General features: G+C 70.9%; 13 protein-coding genes. 4 read left to right on the forward strand and 9 right to left on the reverse strand.

All coding sequences use genetic code 11. The annotated features are described in order from the left end of the window. The first annotated feature begins 32 nt into the window (after positions 1-32). On the forward strand, positions 33-587 hold the full coding sequence (locus tag OG904_RS07590; RefSeq protein WP_405488636.1) for a PadR family transcriptional regulator: 555 nt from the start codon (positions 33-35) through the stop codon (positions 585-587). Between the two features lie 46 nt (positions 588-633). On the opposite strand, the gene OG904_RS07595 is transcribed toward OG904_RS07590, so the two are convergent. Beyond that, the gene (locus OG904_RS07595; RefSeq protein ID WP_405488638.1) at positions 634-846 is read right to left on the reverse strand and encodes an EF-hand domain-containing protein; all 213 of its coding nucleotides are present in this window, start codon (positions 844-846) and stop codon (positions 634-636) included. A 254-nt stretch (positions 847-1,100) separates the two neighbouring features. Between OG904_RS07595 and OG904_RS07600 the strand changes: the two genes are divergently transcribed. Both OG904_RS07600 and OG904_RS07605 read left to right on the forward strand, forming a co-directional pair. Then, on the forward strand, positions 1,101-1,898 hold the full coding sequence (locus tag OG904_RS07600; RefSeq protein ID WP_405488640.1) for a tRNA-dependent cyclodipeptide synthase: 798 nt from the start codon (positions 1,101-1,103) through the stop codon (positions 1,896-1,898). Further along, on the forward strand, positions 1,879-3,135 hold the full coding sequence (locus tag OG904_RS07605; protein ID WP_405488642.1) for a cytochrome P450: 1,257 nt from the start codon (positions 1,879-1,881) through the stop codon (positions 3,133-3,135). The genes OG904_RS07600 and OG904_RS07605 overlap by 20 nt, the downstream gene beginning before the upstream one ends. A gap of 145 nt (positions 3,136-3,280) precedes the next feature. On the opposite strand, the gene OG904_RS07610 is transcribed toward OG904_RS07605, so the two are convergent. The 8 genes from OG904_RS07610 to OG904_RS07645 form a co-directional block, all read right to left on the reverse strand. Then, positions 3,281-4,468 (reverse strand): YncE family protein, encoded by a 1,188-nt coding sequence (locus tag OG904_RS07610; protein ID WP_405488644.1) that lies wholly within the window; start codon positions 4,466-4,468, stop codon positions 3,281-3,283. Next, the gene (locus tag OG904_RS07615) at positions 4,465-5,265 is read right to left on the reverse strand and encodes a polysaccharide deacetylase family protein (RefSeq protein ID WP_405488646.1); all 801 of its coding nucleotides are present in this window, start codon (positions 5,263-5,265) and stop codon (positions 4,465-4,467) included. Before OG904_RS07615 ends, OG904_RS07610 begins: the two co-directional genes overlap by 4 nt. A gap of 392 nt (positions 5,266-5,657) precedes the next feature. Continuing rightward, positions 5,658-6,161 carry an ATP-binding protein gene (locus OG904_RS07620; protein ID WP_405488648.1) on the reverse strand — a complete coding sequence of 168 codons (504 nt, stop codon included), beginning with the start codon at positions 6,159-6,161 and terminating at the stop codon, positions 5,658-5,660. A gap of 241 nt (positions 6,162-6,402) precedes the next feature. Continuing rightward, on the reverse strand, positions 6,403-7,170 hold the full coding sequence (locus tag OG904_RS07625) for an enoyl-CoA hydratase/isomerase family protein (protein WP_405488650.1): 768 nt from the start codon (positions 7,168-7,170) through the stop codon (positions 6,403-6,405). Positions 7,171-7,257: 87 nt separating this feature from the next. After that, positions 7,258-8,484, reverse strand: coding sequence for an Ig-like domain-containing protein (locus tag OG904_RS07630; protein WP_405488652.1), 1,227 nt, complete (start codon positions 8,482-8,484; stop codon positions 7,258-7,260). Between the two features lie 126 nt (positions 8,485-8,610). Further along, on the reverse strand, positions 8,611-9,411 hold the full coding sequence (locus tag OG904_RS07635; RefSeq protein ID WP_405488654.1) for a L,D-transpeptidase family protein: 801 nt from the start codon (positions 9,409-9,411) through the stop codon (positions 8,611-8,613). Positions 9,412-9,533: 122 nt separating this feature from the next. Then, on the reverse strand, positions 9,534-11,696 hold the full coding sequence (locus OG904_RS07640) for a choice-of-anchor A family protein (protein WP_405488656.1): 2,163 nt from the start codon (positions 11,694-11,696) through the stop codon (positions 9,534-9,536). A 177-nt stretch (positions 11,697-11,873) separates the two neighbouring features. Further along, a complete protein-coding gene (locus OG904_RS07645) occupies positions 11,874-13,070 on the reverse strand; it encodes an Ig-like domain-containing protein (RefSeq protein WP_405488658.1) in 1,197 nt (398 codons plus the stop codon). Between the two features lie 402 nt (positions 13,071-13,472). On the opposite strand from OG904_RS07645, the gene glgX reads away from it, so the two are divergent. Continuing rightward, positions 13,473-15,677, forward strand: a complete 2,205-nt coding sequence (glgX, locus tag OG904_RS07650) for a glycogen debranching protein GlgX (RefSeq protein ID WP_405497849.1) — start codon at positions 13,473-13,475, stop codon at positions 15,675-15,677. Positions 15,678-15,725: the final 48 nt, after the last annotated feature.

Raw genomic sequence — 15,725 nt, forward strand, 5'->3', positions numbered from 1 at the left:
GTGATGCCCGGCCTAAAACCTAGGATGGCCGCATGTCGCTGCCGCACGCCATCCTCACCGCCCTGCTCGAAAAGCCCTCGTCGGGGCTGGAGCTGACCCGGCGGTTCGACAAGTCGATCGGGTACTTCTGGTCCGCGACGCACCAGCAGATCTACCGCGAGCTCGGCCGCCTCGAGGACGCCGGGCTGATCCGGGCGCTGCCCGGTGAGGTGCCCGTACGGGGGCGGAAGAAGGAGTACGAGGTGCTGCCCGCCGGGAGCGGCGAGCTGGCCCGGTGGGTCGGGGAGAGCCAGGATCCCAAGCCGGTACGGGATCCCCTGCTGCTGCGGATCCGGGCGGCCGCGGTGGTCGGGCCGCAGGGTCTGGCGGCCGAGCTGCGGCGCCACCTGGAGCTGCACCGCGCCCAGTTGGCGGTGTACGAGTCCATCGAGGAGAAGGACTTCCCGGCCGGCCGGGACGCCGCGCAGGACCGGTTGCGGCGTGTCGTGCTGCACGCGGGAACCGGGCTGGAGACCTTCTGGCTGCGCTGGCTGGAGGAGGCCCTCGCCGAGGTGGAGGGCATGTCCGGGCCGCAGCCGCGGGCCTGACGCGCGCACCCCGGCCCGGCAGGGGGCCGGGGGCGGCGCGGGGGGCTTACTTGTTCAGGGAGGCCCAGAACTCGTCGAAGCTGAGCAGGCCGTCGTTGTTCGTGTCCTTGGCGGCGATCACGGCCTCCGCGACCGGGCCGGTGACGAACGGGTCACCCATCTCCGCCATCGCCGAACGGAACTCGTCGGCCGTCACGAAGCCGTCACCGTTCACGTCGAACTTGCCGAACGTCGTCCGTGCGCTGTCGATGTCCGCCACTGGGTCCACCCCTTCTTGGTGCTTGTTGACCGGCTCAGGGTAGCGGCACGCGGCGCCCCCGGACGCCCCGGGTCCCGTTCGAGCGGCAGAAAGAAATTCAATTACTCTTCCGTAGTGCGGAAGCGATAATTCCAGCCAACAATTCAAGCCCCCACTTGTCACCCTCCGGGGCCACGGCATAACGTAGCGACATTGCCGCCACACCGGGAGCGCAGGGCTCCCAGGGACAAGCGGCAACAAGGGCGATCAAACAGGTGACGATCACAGCTGACGCATCATTCGAAGTTCTGCCCTTCACCCGCACTTGCCGCCACATCTGGGAAGACGGCGACCATGTGCTCATCGGAGTGAGTCCTGGAAACAGCTACTTCAGCTCCGAGCGCATCTCAAGCCTCGCCCGATGGGCCACGACCCGCTTCGCGCAGGTCGACTTCGTCTACGCAGACCTCCACGTGGACCGGATGTTCGCCGCCTTCGGCTACACCCAGGAACACGCGGAGAAGCGCGCGACGAAGGAAATCAAGGCGGTCCGGCGACGGATTCTCAAGGGCGTGGAGGAATCAGGGCCTCCGCACGCCGAGATCCGAGTGAGGGCACTTTCGGAGTTCCAGACGAACCCCGTCTACCAACTTCTGCACAGGCGCGTACTCCATTTCCTGGAGACCGATGACGAATTCCGCAAGGGCTGCGAGGAAATGGCCTTGCATTTTGTCGGCTCCAAGTTGCCGGAAGGTGAATCCATCACCGACGCGCAGTTGCAGGTGTGTTTCGATTACATGGCAGCCGAGCTGCCCTTCTTCGTGGACACCCCGAGCATTCTCGACGTCCCGTCCTCCGTGGCGGCCTACCACGTCAAGATGCCGATGACCGATGTCCTCTTCGCGCGCGGTGGGGGACTGCGCGCGACCAGGAACCAGGCCTATGCCGTCGTGAGGCCCGAGGTGGCCGATATGGCTCAGAGCGACCCGAACCACCCGAACCACCCGAACGTGAACACGCACACGCACACCGCACCAACCGAAGGGACCGTCGATGAGCGTCGAGCAGCTTGAGGCGCACCATTCCCGTGAGACGGGCGGGCGGACCGATGAGGCCCTCCTCGACTTCCCGCTCTCGCGGCGCGGAGACGTGCTCCCCGAGGAGTGCACCTGGCTGCGCGAGAAGGCGCCCGTCGCGAAGGTCCGTACCCTCACCGGGGACCCGGCCTGGCTGGTGAGCAGCTACGCGCTGGCCAAGCAGGTGCTGGAGGACGAGCGCTTCAGCCTCAAGGACACGGCGAACGCCGGGGTCCCCCGCCAGTACGCGCTGACGATCCCGCCCGAGGTCGTCAACAACATGGGCAACATCAACAGTGCCGGACTGCGCAACGCGGTCATGAAGGCGCTCAACCCGCGCCAGAAGGGTCTGCAGGACTGGCTGCGCGCGAAGGCCGGCGAGCTCGTCGACCGGCTCCTCGCCGAGGGCGGGCCCGCGGACCTGCGGGCCGGCTTCGCCGATCCGTTCTCGGCGGCCATGCACTGCCAGGTGCTGGGCGTGCCGTTCGAGGACTGGCGGCGGCTGATGTCGGGTCTGGACGTCGCGTTCATGACCGCGCGCGAGCCGTTCGCCGACTCGGCGCTCAACTGGTACAAGGACGTCGGCTACTTCGAGGACCGGCTGAAGGCGCAGCTCGCGCTTCCCGCCGAGGAGCGTACGGGGCTCCTCGGCAAGTTCGCCGAGCTGAAGGAGGCGGACCCGGAGTCGGCGCACCTGACCGACGACATGTTCGCCACCGTCGCCGTGTCGCTGTTCGGCGCGGGCGCGGTCTCCACGTCCGCGTTCCTGACCCTCGCGGTCCTGGCGCTGCTGCAGAAGCCCGAGCTCATCGGGTATCTGCGCAAACACCCGGAGCGCATGGGCAAGGCCGTGGACGAGCTGCTGCGCTGGAACCTGTCCGTCGGTGACGGCCTGCCGCGCATCGCGATGGCGGACATCCAGGTCGGGGACGTGCTGATCAGGGAGGGCGAGCTCGTCCTCGTCCTGCTGGAGGGCGCCAACTTCGACCCGGAGGCCTTCGAGAACCCCGACGAGCTGGACCTCGAGCGCGAGGGCTCCAACGCCAACCTCGCCTTCGGCGCCGGCCGGCACTTCTGCCCGGCCTCCGCGCTGGGCCGGGCACACGCCGAGATCGCGCTGGAGGTGCTGGTCGAGCGGCTGCCCGAGCTGCGCCTCGCGGTGCCGGCGGAGAACCTCGTCTGGCGGACCGGCTTCATCAAGCGGCTTCCGGAGCGGCTCCCCGTCTCCTGGTGACGTCCGGCGCGTGAGAGTGCCCCGGGAGCTGTGCGGGCTCCCGGGGCACTCTCACGTCGTCAAGCCTTCACGTCGCGACGCCTGCGCGCCTGCGCGCCTGCGCGCCTGTACGCCTGTACGCCCGTGCGCCCGTGCGCCCGTGCGCCTACCGGAAGATGCCGGTGTGGCCGAGCGAGTAGCGGCCGGGCTGCGGGTAGACGGCGAGGCCGTGCGGGCCGCTGCCCACCGCGACCTTGGCGATCTGCTTCCCGGTGGTGGTGTCGATGGCGTAGACCTCGGAGTTGTAGCGGCCCGAGAGCCACAGCACCTTGCCGTCGGCGGAGACGCCGCCCATGTCGGGGCTGCCGCCCTGGGGCAGCTCCCACTTCTTCGTCAGCTTGTTCTGCGTGAAGTCGTAGACGGAGACGGATCCTTCGCCCCGGTTGGAGACGTACATCTCCTTGGAGTCGCGGCTGACGTACAGGCCGTGGCAGCCCTTTCCGGTGGGCAGCAGCTTGGGGGTGTCGAACGTGTCGCCGCTGAGGACCCACATGCCGTGCGCCATCATGTCCGCGACGTAGAAGGTCTTTCCGTCCGGCGAGACCTTGACGTCCTGCGGCATCGCGCCCTCGAACGGCAGTTTCTGCTGGCCGATGACCTCCATCTTCTCGGTGTCGACCTTGAGCAGTTCACCGGAGAACTCGCAGCTCACGATGAAGTAGCGGCCGTCGGCGGAGAAGTCCGCGTGGTTGACGCCGAAACAGGTCACCGGGACGGTTTTCACGCGGTCCATGGTGTGCGGATCGCGGAACACCAGTTCCTTGTCCATCGACGCCATGACCACCGCGTACTTGCCGTTGGGCGTGAAGTACAGGTTGTACGGGTCGTGCACCTCGACGGGCTTGCCGGCCTCGCCGGTGGCCGGGTTGATCGGGGTGAGCGTGTGGCCCCGGTTGTTGTTGACCCAGAGGGTCTTCATGTCCCAGGAGGGGACCACGTGCTGGGGCTGGACGCCGACGGGGATGGTGTCGATGACCTTGTACGTCACCGGGTCGATGACGGACACCGTGTTGGAGTTGGTGTTCGGCACGTAAACCCGGGACGGGAAGTCCTTGACCACCGGGGAGAGCCTGTTCGGCCGGTCGGCCGCGTACACGTCGTTCGGATCGAGGAGCGGCGGCATTCCGGCCAGGCCCGGCGGCGCGGCCGGTACGGCCTTGGCGGGCACGGCGGGCCCCTTGGTGCTGAGCGCCTCGGCGGGGCCCTTGTCGGCCGCTCCGCAGCCGGTCAGGGCGGCGAGGACCAGACCGGCCAGCAGCGCGGTGGCCTTCCGGGGAAGGCGGGTGGTCGTCATGGGGTCAGCAGCTCCGTGGTGGTCACCGCGCGCAGCTTGCGGCGCGCGAGTTCTTCGAGGAGGGGCGGCATCGCGTCGACCGTGTCCGCGTAGCCGAAGTGCAGGCTCACCACCGATCCGCCTTGGATCGTGCCGATGACGGTGCGGACCACGGCCGCGGCACCGGGCGAGGTGAAGTCGAGGGAGTCCACGTCGTACGAGAGGACGTGCGGGTAGCCGGCCCGCTGGGCGAGTTTTCGCACCAGCGGGGTGGCGTACTGGGTCTGGGACGGGCGGAACCAGGTGCCGATGGACCCGGTGAGCCGCTTGAGCCGGTCGGCGCAGCCGGTGATCTCCGCGTACGCCTGCGCTTCGGGCATGGTGTTGACCGCGAGGTGGTGCTGGGTGTGGTTGCCGAGCTCGTGCCCGCCGTCCAGGACCCGGCGGGCCATGTCCGGGTGGGCGTCGAGCCAGGCGCCGATGGCCAGTACGGTGACCCGCGCGCCCGCCCGCTCCGCTTCGGCGAGCACCGCCCTGGCGATGGCGGGGTCTCCGTTGCCGTGGAAGGTGAGCGCGACGGCGGGACGGTCGCGCGGGCCGTGCCCGATCTCCACGGGCTGCCCGGCGAACCGGCGCGGGGCGGGGGCCGCCTTGGCCGCGGCCGCCCGTCTGTCCGGAGCGGCCTTGGCGGGGGGCGCGGCGGACGCGGACGGCCCGGGGGCGGTGTGGGCATCCGTGCCGCAGGCGGCGGCGAGGGCCCCGGCGGCGACCGCCGCGCCGGCACGAAGAGCGGATCGGCGGTCCGGGTAGCAGAGCACTCGCCCATTTAAGGGGTGGATGCCCGTGTAGGTATTGATTGACCCAATTCGGGACCTTCGACCAAACCGGCCCCACGGGGAACCTGTCCGCTATGTGATCAACGATTCACTCACAGCGGTTGATACTTATGCACTAATTACGAGGCCAGTGGTCCATCTCACCTAAGATTTAGGTGGAAAGTCTTAGGATATGCACACTTATGTCCAACTTGGGACTTTTGGCATTTGATCCCTCGTCTGCCATAGTCGGAACCACGGCTTCCCGTTGACCCGAGCGAAGTCCCCCGCCGAGGATCACACCCCCTTCGATCCTCGGCACACCCATGAAACCCCCGCAGCGCCCCACAACGGCGACAGGGGGTTTCTGCGTTTCCGGGGCCCGGCGCTCCGGCTCAGCGGTCCGCCACCCGCATCTCGAACCAGGTGATCTTGCCGCGCGGCAACAGGTCCGCGCCCCAGCGGTCCGAGAGCTTGTCGACGAGGAACAGCCCCCGCCCGGTGGTGTCCATCTCGTGCACCGGCATCAGGCAGGGCAGCCCCCGCGAGGGGTCGCGCACCTCCACCCGGATCCAGCCGCGCCGCCTGAGCATCCGTAAACCGAAGGACCGGGCCCCGGTGTGCCGGACGGCGTTGCCGACGAGCTCCGAGACCAGCAGCACCGCGTGCTCGGCGATCTGCGGCGACAGGCCCCAGAGGCGTACGACCACGCACTGGGTGAGCCGGCGGGCGGTGCTCGCCGACTCGGGCATGGACGGCAGTGTCACTTCCGCCTCGGCCGGATTCCCGTACAACTCCAGCGCCTTGAGGCCCTGTTCGTCCTCAAGGGCCGCCGTGAGCCGTACGGCGGGAGCGCTGCTGCGCTGCCGCGGCTGTTCCACACCCTCCAGACCCGCCATGCCCCCATCATGGACGGCCCGTACGGCAGTCCGGGCGGTTCCGCAGGAAAAGACCCCTCGGAATCATTGGCTCCGAAGGGTCTTCCCGGCATATGCGAATGGCAATCCGGGGGCCGCCGAACCCACCCTGACCTGCGGTGACGCACCGCAAAACGGCGGTCACCCTCAGTGGATCAACGTTTCGCCTTAAGACTCCCTTAAGGCCCGGCTAATCCACCCACAGGGAGGACCGGGGCCCCGCCTACAGGAACTTGGCCTTCCCCGGCCCCTCCTCGACGAAGCTGCGCATCCCGCGCTCACGGTCCTCGGTGGCGAACAGGCCCGCGAACCAGCCCCGTTCGATGGTCAGCCCGGTGTCGATGTCGGTCTCCAGCCCCGCGTCCACGCACTCCTTGGCGGCGCGCAGCGCGAGGGCCGGGCCCTGCGCCAGCTTCGCGGCCCACGCGTGCGCCTGCTCGTACACCTCGGCCGCCGGTACGACGCGGTCCACGAGGCCGAGGGCCAGTGCCTCGTCGGCCTTGACCATGCGGCCGGTGAAGATGAGGTCCTTGGCCTTGGAGGGGCCGATCAGCCGGGACAGCCGCTGGGTGCCGCCCGCGCCGGGGATCAGGCCCAGCAGGATCTCGGGCTGGCCGAGCTTCGCGTTGTCGGCGGCGATCCGGTAGTCCGCGCACAGTGCCAGCTCGCAGCCGCCGCCCAGGGCGTAGCCGGTGACGGCCGCGACGACCGGCTTGGGGATCCGGGCCACCGCGGTGAAGGCGTCCTGCAGTCCGCGGGACCGGGCCACCATGCCCGCGTGGTCCATGGTCTGCATCTCCTTGATGTCCGCGCCGGCCGCGAACACCTTCTCGCCGCCGTAGATGACGACCGTGCGGACATCGGCGCGATCGGTCGCCTCCACCGCGAGCTCGCGCAGCCGGTCCTGGGTGGCGATGTCCAGGGCGTTCATGGGCGGCCGGTCCAGACGGATGACGCCGACGCCTTCGGAGACTTCGAGAGAGATGGTCATACGGGGAAGGTTAGCGCCGGTTAACGCGAGGTGGCCCGGTGCTGTGGGTCACAGCACCGGGCCACCTCGACTACGCGGGGCGTGGGACTACTTGATCCACTCGGCCCAGTCCATGTTCCAGCCGTTGAGGCCGTTGTCGGGGGCGACCTGCTTGTCCTTGGAGTTCTTCACGATGACCACGTCGCCGATCAGCGACTCGTTGAAGAACCAGGCGGCGGGCTGGCTGCCGTCACCGGCGCCGCGGACGTCCTTGAGGCCCACGCAGCCGTGGCTGACGTTCTCGGAACCGAAAGTGCTCGACGAGGCCCAGTAGTTGCCGTGGACGAAGGTGCCGGAGTTCGTCAGCCGCATCGCGTGCGGGACGTCGGAGATGTCGTACTCGCCGCCGAAGCCGACGGTGGCTCCGTTCATCCGGGTCACCTTGTACTTCTCGCTGATGACCATCTGCCCGTTGTACGTGGTGTTCGAGGGGGCGCCGGCCGTGATCGGGATGTTCTTGATCTCCGTGCCGTCACGGACGACGTGCATCTCGTGCTCGGCGGCGTCGACGGTGGTGACCTGGGAGCGGCCGACGGTGAAGGTGACCGTACGGGTCTGCTTGCCGTAGACCCCCGGGCGGCCTTCGACCCCGTCGAGCGCGAGCTTCAGGGTGACCTTGGTGCCGGCGGCCCAGTACTTCTCGGGGCGGAAGTCGAGGCGGTCGTTGCCGAACCAGTGGCCCTCGACCGGGACGGACGGCTCGGCCGTCACCGTGATGGCCTTCTCGACGGCCTCGGGGTTGGTGATGCCGCGGGAGAAGTTGATGGAGACCGGCATGCCCACGCCGACGGTCGTACCGTCCTCGGGCGTGTACTGGCCGATGAAGGTGTTGGCGGGCGTGAGGGTCGTGAAGGTGCTGTCCTTCGCCGACTCGCGGCCGGCCTCGTCCTTGGCGACCGCGTGCACCTTGTACTCGGTGGCGGCGGCGAGGTTGCGGGCGGGCTCCCAGCTCGCGCCGTCCTCGGCGAGCTTGCCCTCGACCGCGTTGCCCTTGCTGTCGGCGACGGTCACCGTGGTGAGCTTGCCGCCGGTGGTGGATATCTTCAGGACGCCGTTGGTGGCGACCTCCTTGGCCCCGTCATCGGGCTTGACGCTCACGACGGCCTTCGACGCCTCGGTGCCGGTCGTACCGGTACCCCCGTCTCCGCCGCCGCTCCCGCCGGCGCCACCGCCGTTGCCCCCCGCGCTGCACGCGCTGGTGAACAGCAGGGCCGCACCCAGCAGGAGGGCCGGCAGGCCGGTGCGGGCGCGGCCGCGTATCGGCTGCAGGTTCACTCTTGTTCTCCCCATGTCCCCCGCGCGCGGACAGTCGCGCGCTTCTCGCCAGGAAATCACACGGGGGATCACGAGACAGTACGGCCTTGTCACCGTTCCGTCCCAAGAGTGGTGCCACGCCGGGAGTCAGTCCTCCGTACCGGGCTTGGCGCCCCAGACGTAGACGGCGTCGCCCTCGGTCAGCAGGTCCCACAGCCGCCGCGCGTCGGGGACGGAGAGGTTGACGCAGCCGGCGGAGCCGCCGTGGGCGTACAGGTCTCCGGGGCGGCCGTGGAGGGCCTGGCCCTCGTCGAAGAACTGGGCGTAGGGCATGGGGGCGTCTTCGTAGAGCGTGGACTTGTGGTCCTCGCTGCGCCAGTAGACCTCATGCCAGCCGGGGCGGGTCTCCTCGTCGTCGCGGCCGGTGCGCACGGGCACGGGCGGGAAGACGACCGCGCTGTCGCGCTGCACCCAGAGCAGCTGCCGCTCCAGGTCCACGCAGGTCACCCGGTGCGGGCGGACGGGGCAGCCGCCGCGGGCGTTGGGGTTCGCGCGGGCGGCGACCGCGACCATGGTCCGGAAGGTGACCAGCCCGGCGTACCCGTCGGCCGGCCGGATCGCGTTGCTCCGCTGGAACCCGCGGATCGCCTCGCAGTCCGCGGCGTCCTGCACCCCGTCGACCCGGCGCCGCAGGTGCCCTTCCAGCTCCCGCTGGTAGGGCCCGGTCCCGGCGGTGCACGCGGCCGCGGTCCCGGGCGGGGTCCCGGCCGCGGTCCCGGCCGCGGGTGTGTCCGGGGCCTCGGCCGTGGTGCCGGGTGCGGCACCGGCCGTGGTCGCGGTCGCGGTCGCCGGGAGCGGCGGGCCGAGGGCGCCCGTCGCGAGGATCGCGGCCGTGGCGGCCGCCCTGCCTATCGCCCCTATCGCCCCTGCCGCGCCGCCTGTGCTCATACGGGCCTCCTCGCGCCCGCCGGCCGGGCCGCTGGCCCCGATCCAACCGGACCCGCCCGGACCCGGCGCGCCGGGTGGGCCGGCAGGGTCACCGGCCCACCCGGGCGGCCCATCCGCGCGCCCTATCCGGCCCGGGGCGGCTTCGGGCCCTTGTCCTTGCCCTTGCCGTGGTCGTCACGCTTGTTGTGCAGGGTGATCACCCGGCGGTGGTCCGGGGTCTTCGCGTCCAGGCGGAGCGGGCCCGTCACCCGGTTCGGCGGGAGGACGTAACCCTCCGGGACGGCCGTTTCGACCACGTAGTACGAGCCCTCCCGAAGCCCCGGGAACTCGCACGTCCCGCCCCGGTCCGTCGCGCAGCCCGGCGTCACCTTCCGGTCGGCGTTGATCCCGCGCGTCTGCAGGCCCGCGGTGTTGTTGGTCTCCTTCCACACCTCGAAGACCGCCCCGCGCAGCGGGCGCTTCGTCTTCGCGTCCTTCTTCAGGACCTTGATCGACCCCGTGTACTCGGGATCCTTCGTCCGCTCGTCGGTGATCTTGACGACCAGGCCCGTCCGCACGTCGCCCTCATCGAGATCGAACGCGGTGACCGGGTCCGCGGGCAGGTCGTAGCCGGCCGGTGCCTGCGTCTCGCGCCAGTAGTGCCGCTCGCCGACCGGCAGGTGGACCGTGCAGCTGCCCTTCGCGTCGGTGGTGCAGGTACCGGGGAGCCGCTCGTCCGGGTCCATCCCGGCGGTCTGCAGGCCCGCGCGGTGGTTGGTCTCGCGCCACAGCTCGAACCGGGCGCCGGGCAGGAGCGCCCCGCCGTCCTTGTCGGACTTGCGCAGCACCACCTCGGCGTCGGCCGGGCGCTTCCTGTTGGCCATGCGGGCCCTGACGCCGGCGGAGGCGTTCTGCCGCGTCAGTGTCAGTTCGGCCACGGGGTCCTGCGCGAGCTCGTACCCGGCCGGCGCCTTCGTCTCGCGCCAGTGGTACGTGCCGACCGGGACGGTGTGGGAGCAGATGCCGCTCGCCGGGGTGACGCAGTCGGCGACCTTGGTGTCGCCGCCGGGGTTGGTGAACTGGGCTCCGCTCTTGCCGTTGGTCTCACGCCACAGCTCGTACGTGGCTCCGGGCAGCGGCTTGTCCGCGTCGTGCTTGAAGACGGAGACCTGGCCCCTCACCGGTGCGACGTTCTCGCAGTCGGGCAGGCTGCCGTTGAACGGGTACGCGTGGAGCTCCTGGCCGCCGCCTCCGCCCTGGATGCCGGTGTGGGTGAGGTCGCCGGTGGTGAAGAAGCGCCCGTTCATACCGGGCAGGGTGACCGTGGTGGACGAGGCCGGCTCGGCGACCAGCACGCTGCCCTGGAACTGGCCGCTGCCGTTCAGGTTGAGGGTGGTGGCGTCCGGGAAGTTCCACAGCAGCCGGTCGCGGTAGGGGTTGAACCCGTTGGCGCTGTCGGTGATGTCGCCGCTGAAGGTGTTGATGGTCCGGTTCGTGCCGTAGACGTTGACCAGTACGGTGGCGCCCGCCGGGATCCGGTCGAAGCGGATGCCGATGGCCCCGCCGCCCCGGCCGACCATGTCGGCCTCGACCTCGAAGACCTGGAGCGCGGCGGTGTTGTCACCGGTGAAGACGAAGGTGCCGTCCTGGTTGCGGACGGTGCCGGTGGTCGGACGGTGCTGCCCGTCGGTGCGCGCGTAGCACTTGCTCGCCGCGGTGAGCCTGGGGCTCAGCGGGGTGTACTGGGTGGCGGCCCCCAGATCCGGCACCAGCGTGCCCGTGACGGTGCCGGGGCCGGGGGCGGTGCCCGCGTGGCGGACCAGGCCGCCGTCGGAGATCAGCCGCTCGCCGGCGGCGATGTGCACGTTCCCGCCGGTGGTGAGGAAGTCCGCCCCGTCCGGCGGCGGGACGAGGGAGCCGGCGCCGACGATGCCGATGTTGTAGACGCTGCTGGCCCCGGCGACCTTGTCCTGGTCGAAGGTGCCGAGGACCACGACCCGGCCCTCGGCCTCGGCGGCGCGCTCGCGGACCCGGAAGTCGCCGCCGACGAAGATGTTGATGCCGTTGTCACGGCCCTTGGGGATCCCGTCGAACCCGATCGGCGGGTGCGGGTTGGGGCACCGCCCCGGTACGCACGGACCGAGCCCGCCGGGCAGGGGGGCCCGCCGTGCGGCCGCCGCCGGCCGTTCGGCGGTGGACCCGCCGGGGCCCCCGGACCCGCCGGGGCCCGCGGCCAGGGCCGTGGGCGCCCCGGCGGCCAGTACGGCCCCGATCGCTACGCCGAGGGTCCAGTTCCTTGCTGACATGACGCTCCGTCCGTTACCTGCGTTGCTGGCCCGTACAGGCTGGCTGCGGGTCATGGCGCGTCGGACGGAGGACACTCCCCCGCTACGGCATTCCGGTCCGACAATCACTCGACTGGGGCGTCAGGTGACGCAGTGTCGGGCGCCGGGGCAGCGGTGGAGGTCCGCGTGCGGCAGAGGTCAGCCGATGGCGGAACCCGCGACCCAGGCCGGCCAGGACAGGTTCCAGCCGCCCAGCCCGTTGTCCGCGGCGACCGTCTTGTCCTGCGAGTTCACGACCTCCACCACGTCCCCGACCAGGGTCCGGTCGAAGAACCAGCCGGCCGGGGTGTCCGAGCCGCCGCCCTTGTTGTCGCGCAGCCCGATGCAGCCGTGGCTGGCGTTGGTGGAGCCGAAGGTGTCGGGGCTGGCCCAGTAGTTGCCGTGCAGGAAGGTCCCGGAGCGGGTGAGGCGCATGGCGTGCGGGACGTCGGGGATGTCGTACTCGCCGCCGAAGCCCACGGTCTGCCCGTTCATCCGGGTGACGTCGAAGAGCTCCATCACCACCATCTTGCCGTTGTAGGTGGTGTTCTTGGGCGCCCCGGCGGTGATCGGCACGGTGGACAGCAGCTCGCCGTCGCGCCGGACCTCCATGGTGTGCGCGGCCGCGTCGACGGTGGAGACCTGGGAGCGGCCGACGGTGAAGCGCAGGGTCTTGTCCTGGATGCCGTAGGTGCCGGGTGCGCCCTGGACGTCCCGCAGGTTCATCTTGACCGTGACCTCGGTGCCGGGCTTCCAGTACGCCTTGGGCCGGAAGTCGAGGCGTTCGTTGCCGAACCAGTGGCCCGCCACCTCCACGGCCGGGTCGGAGGTGATCGTGATGGCCCGCTCCACGTCGGCGCGCCGTTCGATGGCCTGGCTGAAGTTGAAGGAGATGATCATGCCGGTGCCGACGGTGGAACGGTTCTCGGGCTTGAAGTAGCCGATGAACCGCTCTTCGGGAACGTAGGTGGTGAAGGTGGTGTGCCGGGCCTGGCGGCGGTCGTGCCCGTCGAGGGCGACCGCGTCGACGGTGTACTTGGCCGCGAGCGCGAGCCGGCCCGCCGCCGGGTCGGGACTCCAGCTGAGCCCGTCCACGGCGATGGCGCCGGGCACCTTCTCCTCCTGGGCGTCCTCCACCTTGGTGACCACGACCCGCTCCAGGCGGCCCTCGGGCACGGTGACCGTCAGGGGTCCCTCGGCCGGCACCCCCTTGGCGTTGTCGGCGGGAGTGATCCTGATCGCCTCGTCCGGTGACCGGGGTTTCCCGGGCAGCTGGATCTCGATCGGGGAGCCACCGTTCGCGGTGCATCCGGCCAGGCCTCCGAGGAGGCCCGCCCATGCCGCCACGGCGGCCAAGCCCGCCCCTGCCCGCCTCGTCAGAAGAGTCACGTTCCTCCAACGACCGGGCCCCTCCGGGGGAAACGTGGGCGCGGCCCACGTTCCAGGCAGAACAGTCCGGGCAGAACAGTGGGAAGGACCAGACGGGGGCGGGCCCTGGCCGGGACGCCGGGGCCGCACTTCCCCTGCCCCTGCCGGTACCGAGAGCCGTGGAGGCGGGCAGTGTCGAGCGCAGCCGAGCAAGAGGCGGTGGAAGCCGTCGCGGGTGAGGTACGGAGCGGCCCGGCAGCCGCGCCCGTACCGCACGCCGCCGAGCACCCGAACGGGGCCGGGCACCCGAACGGGACGGGGACCAGAACCGGGAACGGGAGCGGCAACGGGAACGGGAGCAGCAACGGAATCGGCAACGGTCACGGGCAGCTGACCGGCCAGCTCAGGGACCACGCGGCAGCGGCGCGGACCCGCCCGGGACCGCCGGTGTGGCCCGGGTCCTCCCATCCGCTGGGAGCCCGTTTCCACCAGGGGCCCGGCGGGACGGCCGGGACCAACTTCGCGCTGTGGGCCCAGGGCGCCGAGGCGGTGGAGGTGTGCCTGTTCACGGAGGACGGGGCCGAGACCCGGTGCGCCCTGACGGAGCTCACCCACGAGATCTGGCACGGCTTCCTGCCGGGCGTGGCGCCCGGCCAGCGGTACGGATTCCGGGTGCACGGCCGCTGGGACCCGTGGACGGGGGCCCGCCACAATCCGGCGAAGCTGCTCCTGGACCCGTACGCGCGGGCCGTGGACGGGGACTTCCTGCTCCCGCCGGAGGTCTACGGGCACGTGCGCGACTGGCCGCAGCAGTACATCGCGGACACCGTGCGCGACGACCGGGACTCGGCCCCGCACGTGCCCAAGGGGGTCGTGGTCCACGATGACGACGACTGGGCGGACGACGTCCGGCCGAAGACCCCGTGGGCCGATTCGGTCATCTACGAACTGCACGTGCGCGGGTTCACGATGCGCCATCCGGGTATCCCCGAGCACCTGCGCGGTACGTACGCGGGCCTCGCGCACCCGGCGGCGATCGAGCACCTGACCGGGCTCGGGGTGACGGCGGTGGAGCTGCTGCCGGTCCATCAGTTCGCGCACGAGGACCACCTGCTGCGCCGGGGCCTGCGCAACTACTGGGGCTACAACTCGATCGGCTACTTCGCCCCGCACGCGGGCTATTCCTCGAGCGGTACGGCCGGTCAGCAGGTCGGCGAGTTCAAGCGGATGGTCAAGGCGCTGCACGCCGCCGGGATCGAGGTCATCCTCGACGTGGTCTACAACCACACGGCGGAGGCCGGCGAGCTGGGCCCGACGCTGTCGCTGCGCGGGATCGACAACCGGGCCTACTACCGGCTCCAGTCGGACCAGCGCCGGTACGCGGACTACACGGGCTGCGGGAACACCCTGCACGCCGGGCGCCCGCACGTGCTGCGCCTGATCACCGACTCGCTGCGGTACTGGGTCACCGAGATGGGGGTGGACGGCTTCCGCTTCGACCTGGCGGCGGCGCTGGCCCGCTCGATGCACGACGTGGACATGCTCTCGCCGTTCCTCGCGGTGATCGCCCAGGATCCGGTGCTGCGGCGGGTGAAGCTGATCGCCGAGCCGTGGGACGTGGGCTCGGGCGGGTACCAGGTGGGGGCGTTCCCGCCGCTGTGGACCGAGTGGAACGACCGCTACCGCGACGCGGTACGGGACTTCTGGCGCGGGGCGCTGCCCGACGTGCGGGACCTGGGGTACCGGCTGTCGGGGTCGAGCGACCTGTACGCGTGGGGCGGGCGGCGGCCGTACGCCTCGGTCAACTTCATCACCGCGCACGACGGTTTCACCCTGCGCGACCTGGTGTCGTACGAGTCCAAGCACAACGAGGAGAACGGCGAGGCGGGCCGGGACGGCACCAATGACAACCGGTCGTGGAACTGCGGGGTCGAGGGCGAGCCCCCGGAAGGGACGGAACCGCGGATCGCGGCGCTGCGCCGGCGCCAGCTGCGCAACCTGCTGACCACGCTGCTGCTGTCGACCGGGGTGCCGATGCTGGTGGCGGGCGACGAGTTCGGCCGGACGCAGGGCGGCAACAACAACGCGTACTGCCAGGACAACGGGACGAGCTGGGTGGACTGGTCGCTGCTGGACGATCCGTCCTGGCAGGCGCTGCTGGCGCTGACCCGGCGGCTGCTGGCGCTGCGCCGGGCCCACCCGGTGCTGCGGCGGCGGGCGTTCTTCTCGGGCAGTTCGCAGGGGGCGGACGGGCTGCGGGACCTGGCCTGGTTCACCCCGGCGGGGGCGGAGATGACCGAGCGGGACTGGTACGACCCGGCCGCCGCGGTGGGCCTGTACCTGTCGGGCCGGGACATCCCGGGCCGCGACGAGCGCGGGCGGCAGGTGACGGACGACAGCTTCCTGGCGCTGCTGCACGCCGGGGACCGGCCCGTGGCGTGGGTGCTGCCGGGGGCTCCGTGGGCCCGGGCGTACGAACTGGTCCTGGACACCTCGCGGGAGGACCAGTCGGCCGCGCCCGCCACCCGCCACCGCGGGGGCGAGCGCGTGACGGTCCCGGCCCGCGCCGTGCTGCTGCTGAAGGTGGTGGACTGAGGCGGGGCCCGGGGCGGCGGGAGCCCGGGTGACGGGAGGTTGGGTGAC

The organism is Streptomyces sp. NBC_00096 (assembly GCF_045041305.1).
Taxonomy (GTDB): Bacteria; Actinomycetota; Actinomycetes; order Streptomycetales; family Streptomycetaceae; genus Streptomyces.

Bases quoted from the DNA above. Each gene is read 5' to 3' on its own strand.
- OG904_RS07590 (WP_405488636.1), top strand. From the start codon at position 33: ATGTCGCTGCCGCACGCCATCCTCACCGCCCTGCTCGAAAAGCCCTCG.
- OG904_RS07605 (WP_405488642.1), top strand. From the start codon at position 1,879: ATGAGCGTCGAGCAGCTTGAGGCGCACCATTCCCGTGAGACGGGCGGG.
- OG904_RS07610 (WP_405488644.1), bottom strand. From the start codon at position 4,468: ATGACGACCACCCGCCTTCCCCGGAAGGCCACCGCGCTGCTGGCCGGT.
- OG904_RS07620 (WP_405488648.1), bottom strand. From the start codon at position 6,161: ATGGCGGGTCTGGAGGGTGTGGAACAGCCGCGGCAGCGCAGCAGCGCT.
- OG904_RS07625 (WP_405488650.1), bottom strand. From the start codon at position 7,170: ATGACCATCTCTCTCGAAGTCTCCGAAGGCGTCGGCGTCATCCGTCTG.
- OG904_RS07635 (WP_405488654.1), bottom strand. From the start codon at position 9,411: ATGAGCACAGGCGGCGCGGCAGGGGCGATAGGGGCGATAGGCAGGGCG.
- OG904_RS07640 (WP_405488656.1), bottom strand. From the start codon at position 11,696: ATGTCAGCAAGGAACTGGACCCTCGGCGTAGCGATCGGGGCCGTACTG.